Genomic DNA, 14,674 nt, shown 5'->3' on the forward strand with positions numbered 1-14,674 from the left:
CATTATGTCAGAAGAAAATAACCAACAAGATGCTGGTCAGGCAGCCGCTGGCGGCCCGGTTTTTGCGATCCAACGTATCTATTTGAAAGATATTTCTTTCGAAACCCCTATGGGCCCCGAGGCATTTACCAAAGCCTACAAGCCTAATATCCAGCAGGATTTAAACATCCAGGCCAACCAGGTGGAAGACGGCCTGTTTGAAGTGGTATTGCTGCTCACCATTACGGCGCGCATTGAAGATCGCGTTGTATTCCTGGTAGAAGTGAAACAAGCCGGCCTGTTTGCGATTGCCGGTATCGAAGGCCCGGCAGTGACCCAACTGATCAATACCGCGTGCCCGCAAATCCTGTTCCCTTATGCCCGTGAAGCCGTTGATGGCATTCTCGGCCGCGGCACCTTCCCACCACTGATGCTGGCGCCAATCAATTTTGACGCGGTATTTGTGCAGGCGATTACCGCTGCGCAACAGCAAGCGGAGCAGGCCCAGGCAGAAAAACCGGAAATTGTGAATTAATCCGGCGTGCCGATTTGCCTGAGCGGCCCTCCCTGAGCGGCGGCCTATGCGGTGCGGCCTGCGCGGCTCGATAAAAAAGGCAACCACCTTGTGGTTGCCTTTTTTATTATGTGTTAAACAAGTGCAAATCTGTCATTGTAATCTCGCTAAAGTCTCGCATAATCACTCCCTGCCGACAGCATCGAGTAATGTCTTATGTTCAACCTCTCCGCCAAAAATGCCAATCAAACCAGCCACATAGCCGCGATTGACCTGGGTTCCAACAGTTTTCACATGATTGTGGCGCGCTGGGACGACGGCCAGCTCACGCTGCTCGACCGCTTGCGCGAGCCGGTGCGATTGGGATTTGGCCTGCAGGAAGACCTGAGCTTGAGTGAAGATGCGCGCGACCGGGCGCTCGCCTGTCTCGAGCGGTTCGGTGAGTGTTTGCGCGGCTATCCATCGCGCAGTGTGCGGATTGTCGGCACTAAAACCCTGCGCAGTATTAAAGATTCCAGCCAATTCCTCGCCGAAGCGGAAAAACGTCTCGGCCACCCGGTGGAAATTATTTCCGGCGATGAAGAGGCGCGCCTGATTTATCTCGGCGTCGCCAATGATATCGCACCGGATGATGACAATCGTATCGTGATGGACATTGGCGGCGGCAGTACTGAAGTGATTATCGGCAAAGGCATGCAGCCGCGCCTGAAAGAAAGTTTGAACATGGGCTGTATTGCCATCACCAAAAAATTCTTTATGGATGGCAAGGTCAACGAACGCTCGGTGACCAAAGCATTGATCGCCTGCCTGCAGGAATTGGAGCCGGTGAAAGACGAGTTTTTACAGGCCGGTTGGCAGCAGGTATTGGGCGCGTCGGGCAGTATCAAAGCGGTGGCCAAAGTCTGTCAGGCCAACGGTTGGAGCGATGGCACTATCACCCTCGATTCGCTCGAAAAAATCATCGCGATTTATTTGAACCACGGCAAACTCGATGCGCATATCGCCGGTTTGTCCGATGATCGCCAACCGGTATTCCTCGGCGGAGTGATGGTATTGAGTGCCCTGTTTGAGGCGCTCGAACTGGAACAAATGGTTGCTTCCGAATGGGCACTGCGCGAAGGCTTACTGTTCGACCAGAAAGGCCGTTTGGAGAATCACGATATTCGCCAGGCGAGTGTCGATGCGCTCGCGGCGCGCTTCCACGTCAATATGGATAAAGCTGTCGCGGTGGAAAAAACCGCGCTCAATCTACTGAAACAGGTCGGCCAAAGCTGGCAGCTCACCGCCGATGATGCGAGCAAATTGCTCGGTTGGGCGGCACGGTTGTATCAGGTGGGTTTGGATATTGCGCACAACGATTATCACAAACATTCCGCCTATATTGTGCAGAACGTCGATCTCGCCGGCTGTTCGCGCGCGGAGCAGACCCAGCTTTCCGCCCTGGTCCTCGCCCATCGTAAACGCTTCCCCGCCAAAAGTTTCCCGCTCGACAATACCGACCTGGTGCGCCTCGCGATTTTGCTGCGTATGGCGGCGATTTTCCATCGCGGCCGCATCAAAGAAGGCATGCCCGCGATTAAACTCAAAGCGGATCACAAGAAAATAAAACTCAGCCTTCCGGTTGAGTGGCTTGATGAGCATCCGCTGACCCAAGCCGACCTTGAAACCGAGCAGCGGCATCTGGGCGATATCGGCTACCAGTTGGACGTGGCTGCCGATTGATAGCCGGGCAATCGCAGTCGCCCGGCTATTCTTTGTAGCACACCACCCGTTTTTCCGTCATATCCTTTCCCCCGGTTGTATTGAGTCAATCCATGCAAGAGTCTCCTCCCGCCAAAAGCGGTTATTTTTTTGTCGCTGGCGCTGTTTTAATTTGGTCCGGGTTTGTGTTGGTGTCCCGCATCGGTGGCACCAGTGTGTTGAATGCATTTGATATCACTGCCCTGCGTTTCGGTACGGCGGCGTTGGTATTGTTGCCTGTCTGGTGGTTTTGGAAGCGGGTGTCGCTGTTTAACAAGACGGTGTTATCGCTCGCGCTGACCGGTGGGATTGGCTATTCCGTCACTGTTTATTTCGCATTCAAGTACGCGCCCGCTGCTCATGGAGCAGTATTGATCTCCGGCTTGCTGCCTTTCTTTGTCCCGCTGATGGCGTTTGTATTGCTGAAAGAGCCGCTGCGCCGCAATTTGCGTATCGCCCTGCCGGTGATTGCGGTGGGGATGATTTGTCTCGGGGTGGATATTTTTTCGCGCAGTGAAAATACCTTGCCCGGCGATCTGTTACTGGTGACTTCATCGTTGATCTGGGCGCTCTATACCATCCTCGCCAAGCGCTCCGGTTTGGGCGCTTGGGAGACGGCGATTGGCAGCGCGCTGCTGGCGGCACTGATCTATTTGCCGGTGTACCTGTTGTTCCTGCCCAAGGCGATCACGCTCGCGCCGCTCAAAGACGTTGCGTTGCAGGCGATTTATCAGGGCGTGGTGGTGGCGGTAATCGCCATGCTGTTTTACATGGCCGCCATGACCCGGCTCGGGCCGGCCAGAACCGGCGCCTGTATGGCATTGGTGCCGGCGATTGCCGGTATAGGTGCATCGCTGATGTTGGGCGAAGCGCTGGATGCATGGCTGGTATCGGGATTGCTGGCGACCAGCGCCGGTGCCTGGTTGGGTGCACGGGCTTAATGCCCGGGCGTTCAAACGAACGCGACCGTTTGTCCCGGTGCAATCTGTTGTTCCAGCCCGCGCCCATTGTCGAGTAAGGATGCTGCCAGTAAACGGTCGCATTTGAGGTGCCGCTCAAATGAGGACTTAAATAATGATATGCGCCGACCAACGCTCCAGCAAAATAGCTTGCGCATCTATGGGTTCTTCGCCTTCCTGGGGCTGGGTGGGAATGTAGCTGCCGTCTTCCTGCAATAACCAGGCGTGGGTGTTGTCGGCCAGGTAGAGATGCAGATCCTCCAAAATGCGGTCGCGGATTTTTTTGTGTTTAATCGGGAAGCAAGTCTCGACCCGATGGAACATATTGCGCAGCATCCAATCCGCACTGGAACAATACAAATCCGGATTGCCGTTATTTTCAAAATAAAATACACGGTGGTGTTCGAGGAAACGGCCGATAATCGAGCGCACGCGAATATTTTCCGATAGCCCTGCAACCCCCGGACGCAATTGGCAAACACCGCGCACAATCAAATCAATTTGTACACCGGCTTGCGAGGCTGCATAAAGTTCATTCACCAATTCTTCATCGTAAAGCGAATTCATTTTGGCGATGATGCGTGCGGGTTTGCCCTGTTCGGCGTGTTCTTTTTCCGTGCGGATGCGCTTCACCATACCTTTGTGCAAGGTAAAGGGTGCATACAACAGCGCTTCCATTTTGGACGCTTTACCCATGCTCGATAATTGTAAAAATATGCGATACACATCTTCACCAATATCTTTATCGGACGTGAGCAAACCGTAATCGGTATAAATTTTACTGGTGCGCGGGTGATAGTTACCCGTGCCCAAATGCACGTAGTAACGCAATTTGCCCGTCTCGCGGCGTGCAACCAAAATCATTTTGGCGTGGGTTTTAAAACCGACCACGCCGTAAATCACGTGGATACCAAACCGCTGCAAGCGCTCGGCCAATGCCACGTTTTGTTCTTCATCAAAACGTGCGCGCAATTCCACAATCGCAGTGACTTCTTTACCGGCTTTAGCGGCAGTAACCAATGCATCAACAATCGGAGAGTTGGAGCCGGTGCGGTACAGGGTTTGTTTAATCGCCAATACATTCGGATCAACAGCCGCTTCGCGCAAAAAGTCCACCACACCCTGGAACGAATCGAACGGATGATGGAGCAAAATATCCTGCTTCTGCAGCACTTCAAAATAGGAGTTGGTGCGCTTGGGCAACTTAGGCATGGCTTGCACGAAAGGTTTGAAAAAGAAGCTTGTATCTTTAACCAGATCGAATAAATCGGTGTAGCGATTCAAATTGACCGGGCCGTTAATGCGATACAAATCGCGCTCTTTAATTTCGCAGCGCTGCAATAAAAATTGCTCTAATTCGGAGGGACAGGTATCGGTAATTTCCAGGCGCACTTCATCGCCATATTGGCGATAAGCCAACTCACCTTGCACGGCGCGCAATAAATCGTCGGTCTCTTCTTCGTCGAGGAAAATATCCGAGTTGCGGGTGAGGCGAAATTGATAGCTTTCCATCACCGTCATGCCGACAAATATTTCGGCCATGAAAAAATGAATAATGGAGGAAATAAAGACAAAATTACGCCCATTCATACTCAATGCTTCGGGCAATTGAATAATGTGTGGCAATGAGCGTGGCACTTGCACAATCGCGCGGCCAGAGTTGCGGCCGAAGGCATCTTTGCCATCGAGCCTGACAATAAAATTCAAACTCTTGTTGAGGATGCGCGGAAACGGATGTGCAGGGTCAAGCCCGATCGGGCTGAGCACGGGCAGCACATCGGACAAAAAGACGTGTTTAAGGTATTGGATTTGTTCCGGGGTCCAATCTTCGCGGCGCAGCACCTGGATGCCTTGAGCGCGCATGGATGGCAGCAATTCGCTGTTGAGGATGCGGTATTGCTCGGCTACTAATTCATGGGCGCGCAGCGAAATTTCATTCAGGGTCTGGGTTTGGGTCATACCGTCCGGCCCTTGGGTCGGCGGTGCATTGCGCTCAAGGATCTCTACCAGTCCGCCGACGCGCACTTCAAAAAATTCGTCAAGGTTAGTGGAAAAAATGCACAAAAAGCGCAGCCGTTCCAGCAGCGGTAAATTGCGGTTATAAGCTTGATGAAGCACGCGTTTGTTAAATTCGAGCAGGCTCAGCTCGCGGTTGAAATAGGCGTTAGACACCTTGTACCTCGTTAACCCGGGAAAATAGTGCGGTCAGATTATGGCAGTTGTGTGACAAAAATAAGACAGCATCTGCATGTGCCTAACACTAGCAAAGTTTTACGAATAACGGGGGACTTAGTGCAAAAACAGGACAAGGCTCTGAAGGGAGAGTAGCGAGTTTGACGCCTTTTGTTTTAAAACCGTCAGTCAGGAATGACTGACGGAGCTATATGGAAGATTCATTCACCACATCCATGTGGTTTACCCTTCGGGCAGCTTCGCTGTGCAAATTTGCAGTCCTGCAAATTAGTTATGCGTTTTCAATAAAAGGCCTAATGGCAAACGGGTTCGGCGTGCGCGTATTAGTTGCACTTATACACATCAAAGCTCTGGCGACCATCTTGTACAAGGCTGGCAGGTACTATGGTATCACCGCCAAATTGGCTGGCTTCGTTGCGCGCCATGTTGGTCAGTTCGGTTGCCACTTTCTCGGGCGAACGCTTCATGGAACCGACAAAGTTATCTTTCACTTTTACGTTTACGGTACGCACTTTATCGCAGCTGCGGACATTCGCGGCATTGGCCACAGCAACGCTGCTGCCCTGGTCGCTCACTTTTACCCAGGTACACGCGCTGGTCAGGCTGACAACACCGACGGCTAACAACAGGGAGATTTTTTTCATACACAATTCCTCGGAGGTGATTAATCAGGGTGACAAAAATGTGGGGCTACACTAATCGGATGCTCGCCGAGTTGCAAGCCACCAGACCGCATAGGGCGGCTGCGTGAGCTGGATGGGCGCTCGCGGTAATGGCCGGTAATAATTAATTTTGGTAAACATGGGCGACAGTAGTATCGTGTGCCACTTTATTGCGCTGCAACCGTAACGACATAACAAGTGCGACCGAATTCATAACATTGCATTACATAACAAAATATCAATAGGAAAATCGCTAAAGAGGAGTTTATCCATGGGCTCACATGCATTCAGCCTGTCCAATTTATTTTCCTGGCGCATCTTATGGCGGTTGGGAAAGCTGCTGGTTATTCTCGCTATTCCACTGGGGATTACCCTGCTGGCCGGCAAAATCTACCAGAGTTGGGATGATGATCCGGATCGCGGTGCAGTTGCGATTGACAATGGCGCCTTTGGTGAAAATTATTCCACGCCTATTTATCTGGATCAGGGTTGGACTCCCAACGACAGTCTCTGGTTCTACAACACTACCCAGGGTTCGGCGTTAATTCCCTACGATTTTTTTATCGCGCTGGAGCAATCCGACTCCACCGAATTATTCCGCGCCAACACGTTGATCGACAAATACCGCTATCTGCCGCAAAAACCGACCTTCTTTAACCGCGATGGTCTGCCGGTCGGTTTCGTTAAGGAATCCTATAAAGGTAATGATTACGTCGGCTTTACCTGCGCAGCCTGTCATACCGGTCAGGTGAATTACAAAGGCCATGCGATCCGCATTGATGGCGGCCCGGCGATGGCTGATATGGTGGGTTTCCTTACCGATCTGGAAAAAAGCATGGCGGTGGCGATTGCCGACAGCGAGAAAAACCAGCGCTTTGTCGCCAAGGTATTGGAGCTGAATAACACCTACTCCAAGGCCGAAGATGTGCAGGCCGACCTCAAGCGCTGGGCGCGCAAAATCCGTTTGTACAACACTATTAATTTATCCAGCGTGGAATATGGCTATGCCCGCCTCGATGCGTTTGGGCGTATCTACAACCGTGTGCTTGAGCATGTGATCAGCCGCAACCAGTTGCGCGATGTGCTGCTTGGGGTGACCAAGGCGGGCGATGAAGATCTCGATCTGTTGACGCCGGCGCAGGTCGATAAAGTATTGGAAGGCATCAGCGAAACCATTATTGGCGATTTGCAGTTCGCCCGGATTATCGACCGCTTGATGTCGACCAAAGAGGGTTACCCGGGCCTCTCGCTGGATGATATGAACCGCATCAAAGCACTGATTTTTAACGAGCCCAATGCGCCGGTGAGCTACCCCTTCCTGTGGGATATCGTGCAATCGGATTACGTGCAGTGGAATGGTTTGGCGAGCAACGCTGGCGTCGGTCCGATTGGCCGCAATACCGGTGAAGTGATCGGCGTATTCGGCATCCTCGACTGGACTGCGCACAAACGCGGCTGGACGCTGTCATCCATTATCACTGGCCAGAAGAGCAAGAGTTACCAGATCGATTTCTCTTCCTCTATCGATTTGGTGAATTTATCGCGCCTGGAATCCCATCTGGCGAGCCTGACATCGCCCGTCTGGCCAACCCAGAAAGCCGACAGCCCGACTCAGGAAATCGCCAAAGCGATTTTTGACAAGCTGCCGGAATGGCAGATCGATGGTGCAAAAGTCCGTCGTGGCCGCGCACTTTACGCTGAGTATTGCGAGTCATGCCACGAGGTTATCGACCGCACCGACCGCGACCGGATTGTGGTTGCCAGTATGGCGAATATTGATGTGATGGGCACTGACCGGGCGATGGCGGAAAACAGCGTTAACTACAAGGGTTATTCCGGCAATTTCAAAAATACCTACCAAACCGAAAGTGTAGGTGGATTGGTGATCAAGGACCGCGCGCCGGTAGTGCAGATCCTCACCGCCGCGACTATGGGGGAAGTGGCGACCGAGCCGGACCCGGATAAATGGTGGCTGCGCCGCGCGCTCGACTGGCTTTACATGATGGCCAAATCCTTCTTTGATAATCAAATCAAAGCCAGTGTAAAATCCGGCGATTATCTCCCGGACACCACCGCCCGTCCTTATCAATCGCTGCTATCCTACAAAGCGCGTTCACTCAATGGCATCTGGGCCACAGCGCCCTATCTGCACAATGGTTCGGTACCAACCCTTTACGATCTGCTGCTGCCAGTTAAGCGCGAAGGTGATTCCGAAGATGGACTTTATCGCCCGGCCGAATTTAAAGTCGGCAGTCGCGAATTTGATCCAATTAAAGTAGGGTTGCGGTCTGATGGTTATGAAGGCTTCACCTTCAAGGCCGATAAACGCGGCGATTTTAATACCGGTCACGAATACGGTACCGTCCATGCACCGGCCGTCAATGGCGTAACACAAGAGCCGCTGACCGATGCCGAGCGCTGGGATCTGGTTGAATATATTAAAACCTTGTAATTGCCAATGCCGGATTTTTATCGCACTGGCACCTGTTGGACAGGCTTATCCGGTGCGCTAATCAAAGGAAGATAACGCCACTGTTTGTGGTATTACCCAAAGGTTATAACTAGCGGGCGATGCTGCAAAAGTGGCGTTGTTGTATTTAAATGGTCGCATTTTCTAATTACTCCACATTTTTATGGTCTAACGGTGCAACACAAGTAATGCAACACAAAGTAATGCAACGTTAAGGCCCTTATAGAGTTATTTGTTTGGTTATGCGATTAACAATAAGTAAGTGCCAGCCACTGCTGGCCAGTTTGACCGGCGGTTTGTCGCTGGTATTGATGTTGGCGGTGCCACCAGCACAGGCACAGGGCGAGAAGCGCGTGACGGTTCCTATCGCACTGCCGTTCCAACAATCGAGCAGTGCGGTCAGCCTTTCCTCGGCTGCCCCGGTGCATGCTGTGCAAGCCATGCCGTTTACCCAATCCCCTCACTCGACAACGACCGTTGCTATTCCGATTACTACCACAATTGCGACGGCGAGTTTGGCCAGTTTTTCCTCGGCTCCGGCACTCGCGTTAACCGCTGAAACATCGTTGTCGGCGATGCCGCTGGCGAGCACCCATCTGGTAGCAGCACAAGACGCGGTTATGGTGTCATCCACTGCCAGCTCCGCTGGTGCGACATCCAGCGCAGGCTTACCGCCCGCGCAACCGATAGTGGCGATCAAAGAGGCGAAAGAGAAGAGCGAAAAAGCCGAGGCGGAAAAAGCGCAGCCGGCCGCGCAGATTCCGGTGGTCACTACAGCGCCGATCAAAGCACCGCGCTATCCGGTCGGTCATCCGGAAGCGTTTGTACCGGAATTTGAAGATTACATCGCTAAAAAAGTGGCGCCTTTTGTGCCCGGTGTGGCCGTAGTGATTGTCTCCGGCGGGCAGATTAAATCGCTCAATGGCTACGGCGTGCGACGTGCGGGCACGCGTGAAAGTGTGACGCCTGATACCGTCTTCCGCCTCGCCTCTCTCTCCAAATCTTTTGCGGCTACTGCGGCGAGCCTGTTGGTGGACGAAGGTAAAATCACCTGGGATACCAGTATTACCTCGGTGTTGCCCAATGTCGCGTTTAAAAATAAAGCCTACGGCAAGCAGCTCACCCTGCGCCATTCGCTGGGCCAATCTTCCGGTTTACCGCGTCACACCTATAGTCACTATATCGATGAAAATATGAGTTACGCCGAGATAGTCGCGCGCCTGCGCTACGTGAATTTTGTCTGTGCGCCGGGCCAATGTTTTGCTTACCAGAACGTGATGTACAGCCTCGCTGGCGACATGATTAAGAACAAAGCGGGTGTGAGTTTTGAAAACTATGTCGAAAAGAAAATTTTCGATCCGCTCGGCATGCGTAGCGCCTCCTATGGTTTGGCCAGCTACAACGCCTCGCCCAACCGCGCCGCGCCACATATCAATGGCGGCAAACGCTGGATTCCCACCTCGGTCAATGCCAACTGGTATCGTGTCGCACCTGCCGCAGGGGTGAATGCGAGCATTGTTGATATGTCGCGTTTCTTGCTGGGGCAAATGGGCAAGCGGCAGGATGCCTTGCCTTTGTCAGTGCTTAATCCCATCCAATCGCGGGTGACCAAAAATACCCCTGGGCAAAATTATTACGGCGCCCATAAGCTGGCTGTTAATACCGCCTACGGCATGGGCTGGCGGGTGTTTGATTACGGGCGCGATAAAAACTTTATCCATCATGGCGGCCATGTAAAAGGCTTCCGCACGGAAATGGTGTTCAACCGCGATTTGCAGATAGGCATGGTATTCCTCACCAATTCCGAGACCCCACTCGCGCGCGATGTGATCTTCAAATTCCTCGATAGCTACCAGCGCGCCAAAGCTGCCGCGCGTGCCGCCAGGAAGCAATAACAATGAAACTGGCCGCTTTGCATCCACGCCAAATCCTGCACGCGCTCGATGAGCTGGATGCAGCCACCCCCTCCTATAGCATGGACCGGCCAGCGGCTATGCGGCGGGTAATGCTGGTGTTGGCCTGCGTCTCGGTCAGTTTGCTGGTGCTGCATTACGCCAAATTTTCCACCCACTTTCTTGCGACTTTGGCCTGGTTGGGCGAATGGCGCGGGTTGGGCGCGCAATATTATGAGCAGGCTCTCGTTGCAAATGGTTGGCTGGATCTCGGCGGCTACATCTGGTGGACTGGCTGTCATCTGCTCACCTTTATCATCATTCCCTGGCTGGTAATCCGCTTCGGCTTTAACCAATCGATGCTCGACTTCGGTTGGCGCTGGAATCAGGTCAGCCAGCATTGGCACGGCTATCTATTGCTGCTCAGCCCGATTTTGGTATTTGTGGTACTGGTGAGTTTTGGCGAGGATTTCGTCAACCACTATCCTTTCTATCGCAATGCGGGCCGCAGCTGGTTGGATTTCCTGTTGTGGGAGCTGCTCTATATGAGCCAGTTCATCTTCCTCGAATTCTTCTTCCGCGGCTTTATGCTCAATGCCCTGCGTCCGGCCATAGGTGCAAATGCGATCTGGGTAATGTGCGTGCCTTACATGATGATCCATCTGCCCAAGCTGGCGCTGGAGGCGACTGGCGCAATTTTGTTCGGCTTGTTCCTGGGCATATTGGCGTTGCAATCCCGGTCGATTTGGGGCGGCGTGCTTGTTCATGCCGGTGTCGCACTCAGCATGGATATAGCGGCATTGCTACGAAAACAGGATTTACCCGGATCATTTTTTCCCTTCTGATTTCCCTCTTATTCTCCGTCACTTGCAATTGCAGTATGAGTCCGGATGGAAATCTGGCTTCCGATATGGAATCTGAGCCTGGTGCCGCCCTGTCGCAGTATTGAAGGAGACGATTCCCCGCGCGCCACCTGCTGCTATAGTCACGGCGGGCGGATTCAAACTTTTAAAAGTCCGAAAACAAAGATGGCCATATGTATATCTAGCCAGTAAAATCGCCCCCATTCTCTATTACTGGTTTTGGTTATGGACGTCTCACTCCTGTTAGATTCACTTAACAACGCCCAGCGCGATGCTGTTGCTGCACCCGCGTGCAACCAGTTGATTCTCGCCGGTGCGGGCAGTGGTAAAACCCGCGTGTTGGTGCATCGCATCGCCTGGTTGATCCAAGTGGAAAAAGTATCGCCCTATTCGATTATGGCGGTGACCTTTACCAACAAAGCCGCACGTGAAATGCGGGCGCGTCTTGATGAACTCTTCCATCACTCTTTACCAACAAGTGGGGGCCACCCCATCAACAGCCGCGCTATGTGGGTCGGCACCTTCCATGGCCTCGCCCATCGCCTGTTAAAAGCCCATTGGCAGGATGCAAAGCTGCCGCAGAATTTCCAGATCCTCGATAGCGATGACCAGCTGCGCTTGATCAAACGCGTCTACCAAACGCTGAATATCGACGAGAACAAATGGCCACACAAACAAGCGCAGTGGTATATCAACGGCCAAAAAGATGAAGGCCTGCGCCCGCAACATATCCAGGATACTGGCGATCCTTTTGTGCGCACCATGCTGCAAATCTATCGCGCTTACGAAGAGGATTGCCAGCGCGGCGGCATGGTGGATTTTGCCGAAATTTTATTGCGTGCCCACGAACTCTGGCTGCATAAGCCGCACATCCTTGAACATTACCAACAGCGTTTTCCGTTTGTGTTGGTCGATGAATTCCAGGATACCAACAGCGTGCAATACGCCTGGTTGCGCGTGCTCGCCGGAAAAACCGCGTGCGTGACCGCAGTAGGTGATGACGATCAATCCATTTACGGTTGGCGTGGGGCAAAAATTGAAAATATCCAGCGCTTCTCGCAGGATTTTGCCAATACGCACGTGTATCGCCTCGAGCAAAATTATCGTTCCACCGGCAATATTCTCAGCGCCGCTAACGCAGTGATCAAACACAACTACGGCCGCCTCGGCAAAGAGTTGTGGACCGAAGGTGATAAGGGTGATCCGATTTCACTTTACGCCGCTTACAACGAGCAAGACGAAGCGCGTTTTATTGTCGAGCGAATCCAGGATTGGGCGCGCAAAGGCCATGAGAAAAAAACCATCGCGATTTTGTATCGCTCCAATGCCCAGTCGCGGGTATTGGAAGAGGCGCTATTGCGCGAGGCGATTCCCTATCGCATTTATGGCGGCCAGCGTTTCTATGATCGCCTTGAAATTAAAAATGCAATTGCCTATATGCGTTTGATCAGCAATTGTCACGACGATGCCGGGTTTGAGCGCGTAATCAATACACCGACGCGCGGTATCGGCGGTAAAACCGTTGATGATATTCGCTTGTTCGCACGTGCACAGGGCTGTTCTCTCTGGGCGGCGGCGGAACAAATGGTCGCCAAGCGCGTGCTTGCGGCGCGCGCCGGCAATGCGGTGCAAACCTTTTTAAATCTGGTGGAAAAACTCACGCAGGATGCCAACGAAATTGATATCCACGGCGATACGCCGTCGCTCGATCTGATCGCTAAAAAAGTGATTGAAGATACCGGCTTGCTGGAATTCCATCAAAACGAAAAAGGTGAAAAAGGCCAGGCGCGCGGCGAAAACTTGCAAGAATTAATTACCGCGTGTCGCGCGTTTGATGCAGAAGAAGAGGACGAAGAACTCACACCGCTGCAACAATTTCTGGATACCGCCGCGCTCGATGCCGGTGAAAACCAGGCCGATGAATTTGAAGATGCGGTACAGTTGATGACCTTGCACTCGGCAAAAGGGTTGGAATTCCCGCTGGTGTTTTTAGCCGGTGTAGAAGAGGGTTTATTCCCGCATAAAATGTCGGCGGATGATCCGGATCGTTTGGAAGAAGAGCGGCGCCTGTGTTACGTGGGTATCACTCGCGCTATGGAAAAGTTATTTATCAGCTATGCTGAAACCCGTCGCTTGTACGGCAATGAAACCTTTAACGCGGTGTCCCGTTTTGTGAAAGAAATTCCTGAAGATTGTATTGAAGAAGTCCGTTTAAAAACGGCGGTCACGCGCCCGGTCAGTTTTAATCGCCCGCTTACCAAACCCTCAACACGCCAACCCATGTATGAAACCGGCGAAGACACCGGTTTCCGCCTCGGCCAACGTGTCACTCATGCCATGTTTGGTGAAGGTGTGATTTTGCAATTTGAAGGTACTGGCCCCAATGCGGTGATTCAAGTGAAATTTGAATCAACCGGCATCAAACGTTTGGTGATGCAATATGCGAAGTTGCAGGCAATTTAAGCGTTAAAAATTCGTGTGTGGGTTCATGTTGCCAGATAACTGGCAACATGAACCTGATCCTTATTGTTTTAGCATATTAATGTAAAGTAATTTTTCGTAACCTCCCTTACAAGTGCCATCACCCGCGAGTGATACTTTCTTGCCACTCATGAATGCCGCGAGTGCCATCGCGTAAGCTTCTTTCATGCTTGGTTCAGAGAGATCCAACGCAAAATAACTGATTGTTCCTGAGCCGCATGGACTGGCAAAAGTTTTTGAGAGTGAAATGAAAACATGGTTTTTCCAGTTGCTGTCATTTATCCAAAGCTCAGTGATTTCACCCGTTAATTGTGCGGATGCAAAAATATTATTGCAGAGGCTTGATAAGAAACCTCCTAGCAATATAAATTTTTTCATTATTGTTTCCTTTTTGTGTTTCGCGAGATAAATCTCTATTAAGTATACAGCGGTTATTAAAGAATATATGTTGCTATTTGTGTATTTTTTTACTTCCTCACTTTTTCATAGAGTTTATTATTTCACTACTAATTCAAGGCGGAATATCTGCTATATGAACCTATGTGAAAAAGTCACAAATGTGACGGTATTATTCACATCTTTTTTGGCGGCTCAATTTATTGACCGAAACTGGAAAGCATTAGATCATATGAACGTAAGATTCTTTCGCCGTAACAGGAGTTTATGGTGATAGTTATTGGCTACTCTAAGGAAAGTTTATTATGAACACTTATATCCTTCTGCTGTTCTATATTCCGCGTTTTCTACAGTTATTTTCCCGGCGCAATTTTTATCACCAACACAGGTGTATTGCCGCCTAAATAATTTCAGCTCTCTCTCCGCGCTATCCGCCTCATTGTCTTGAGTTGGTTAGGTTTTGCTGCGCGAAAAAATATTTTTTGTTTTGGTAAATTTTGCCAAGACTTGGCTTCGCCCGAAAAA

General features: G+C 51.5%; 10 protein-coding genes. 7 read left to right on the forward strand and 3 right to left on the reverse strand.

The window, feature by feature from the left end:
- Positions 1-4: 4 nt before the first annotated feature.
- The 3 genes from secB to AC1RJL_RS10405 all read left to right on the forward strand — a co-directional run bounded on the left by secB (position 5) and on the right by AC1RJL_RS10405 (position 3,174).
- A complete protein-coding gene (secB, locus tag AC1RJL_RS10395; RefSeq protein WP_492913638.1) occupies positions 5-514 on the forward strand; it encodes a protein-export chaperone SecB in 510 nt (169 codons plus the stop codon).
- A gap of 195 nt (positions 515-709) precedes the next feature.
- A complete protein-coding gene (locus tag AC1RJL_RS10400; RefSeq protein WP_492913640.1) occupies positions 710-2,215 on the forward strand; it encodes a Ppx/GppA phosphatase family protein in 1,506 nt (501 codons plus the stop codon).
- A gap of 92 nt (positions 2,216-2,307) precedes the next feature.
- Positions 2,308-3,174 carry a DMT family transporter gene (locus AC1RJL_RS10405; RefSeq protein ID WP_492913642.1) on the forward strand — a complete coding sequence of 289 codons (867 nt, stop codon included), beginning with the start codon at positions 2,308-2,310 and terminating at the stop codon, positions 3,172-3,174.
- Positions 3,175-3,300: 126 nt separating this feature from the next.
- Here AC1RJL_RS10405 and ppk1 read toward each other — a convergent pair whose 3' ends face one another.
- The gene (gene ppk1, locus AC1RJL_RS10410; protein WP_492913644.1) at positions 3,301-5,364 is read right to left on the reverse strand and encodes a polyphosphate kinase 1; all 2,064 of its coding nucleotides are present in this window, start codon (positions 5,362-5,364) and stop codon (positions 3,301-3,303) included.
- Positions 5,365-5,708: 344 nt separating this feature from the next.
- A complete protein-coding gene (locus AC1RJL_RS10415; protein ID WP_492913646.1) occupies positions 5,709-6,029 on the reverse strand; it encodes a DUF4156 domain-containing protein in 321 nt (106 codons plus the stop codon).
- 289 nt (positions 6,030-6,318) lie between these two features.
- Between AC1RJL_RS10415 and AC1RJL_RS10420 the strand changes: the two genes are divergently transcribed.
- From AC1RJL_RS10420 to uvrD, 4 genes are all read left to right on the forward strand, one after another.
- Positions 6,319-8,499, forward strand: a complete 2,181-nt coding sequence (locus AC1RJL_RS10420; RefSeq protein ID WP_492913648.1) for a di-heme-cytochrome C peroxidase — start codon at positions 6,319-6,321, stop codon at positions 8,497-8,499.
- 260 nt (positions 8,500-8,759) lie between these two features.
- Entirely contained in the window at positions 8,760-10,412 is a 1,653-nt protein-coding gene (locus AC1RJL_RS10425; protein WP_492913650.1) for a serine hydrolase domain-containing protein, read from the forward strand.
- 2 nt (positions 10,413-10,414) lie between these two features.
- Entirely contained in the window at positions 10,415-11,254 is an 840-nt protein-coding gene (locus AC1RJL_RS10430) for a CPBP family intramembrane glutamic endopeptidase (protein ID WP_492913652.1), read from the forward strand.
- A gap of 243 nt (positions 11,255-11,497) precedes the next feature.
- Positions 11,498-13,735: a DNA helicase II gene (uvrD, locus tag AC1RJL_RS10435; RefSeq protein WP_492913654.1), complete on the forward strand. Its 2,238-nt coding sequence runs from the start codon at positions 11,498-11,500 to the stop codon at positions 13,733-13,735.
- A 60-nt stretch (positions 13,736-13,795) separates the two neighbouring features.
- Here uvrD and AC1RJL_RS10440 read toward each other — a convergent pair whose 3' ends face one another.
- A complete protein-coding gene (locus AC1RJL_RS10440; RefSeq protein WP_492913656.1) occupies positions 13,796-14,131 on the reverse strand; it encodes a hypothetical protein in 336 nt (111 codons plus the stop codon).
- Between the last annotated feature and the right edge of the window lie 543 nt (positions 14,132-14,674).

This window comes from Cellvibrio sp. GW822-FHT04B05 (assembly GCF_058800985.1).

What these genes read in the sequence shown, in the direction of transcription:
- secB (WP_492913638.1), top strand. Translation starts at nt 5, where the DNA reads ATGTCAGAAGAAAATAACCAACAAGATGCTGGTCAGGCAGCCGCTGGC.
- AC1RJL_RS10400 (WP_492913640.1), top strand. Translation starts at nt 710, where the DNA reads ATGTTCAACCTCTCCGCCAAAAATGCCAATCAAACCAGCCACATAGCC.
- AC1RJL_RS10405 (WP_492913642.1), top strand. Translation starts at nt 2,308, where the DNA reads ATGCAAGAGTCTCCTCCCGCCAAAAGCGGTTATTTTTTTGTCGCTGGC.
- AC1RJL_RS10415 (WP_492913646.1), bottom strand. Translation starts at nt 6,029, where the DNA reads ATGAAAAAAATCTCCCTGTTGTTAGCCGTCGGTGTTGTCAGCCTGACC.
- AC1RJL_RS10420 (WP_492913648.1), top strand. Translation starts at nt 6,319, where the DNA reads ATGGGCTCACATGCATTCAGCCTGTCCAATTTATTTTCCTGGCGCATC.
- AC1RJL_RS10425 (WP_492913650.1), top strand. Translation starts at nt 8,760, where the DNA reads ATGCGATTAACAATAAGTAAGTGCCAGCCACTGCTGGCCAGTTTGACC.
- AC1RJL_RS10430 (WP_492913652.1), top strand. Translation starts at nt 10,415, where the DNA reads ATGAAACTGGCCGCTTTGCATCCACGCCAAATCCTGCACGCGCTCGAT.
- uvrD (WP_492913654.1), top strand. Translation starts at nt 11,498, where the DNA reads ATGGACGTCTCACTCCTGTTAGATTCACTTAACAACGCCCAGCGCGAT.
- AC1RJL_RS10440 (WP_492913656.1), bottom strand. Translation starts at nt 14,131, where the DNA reads ATGAAAAAATTTATATTGCTAGGAGGTTTCTTATCAAGCCTCTGCAAT.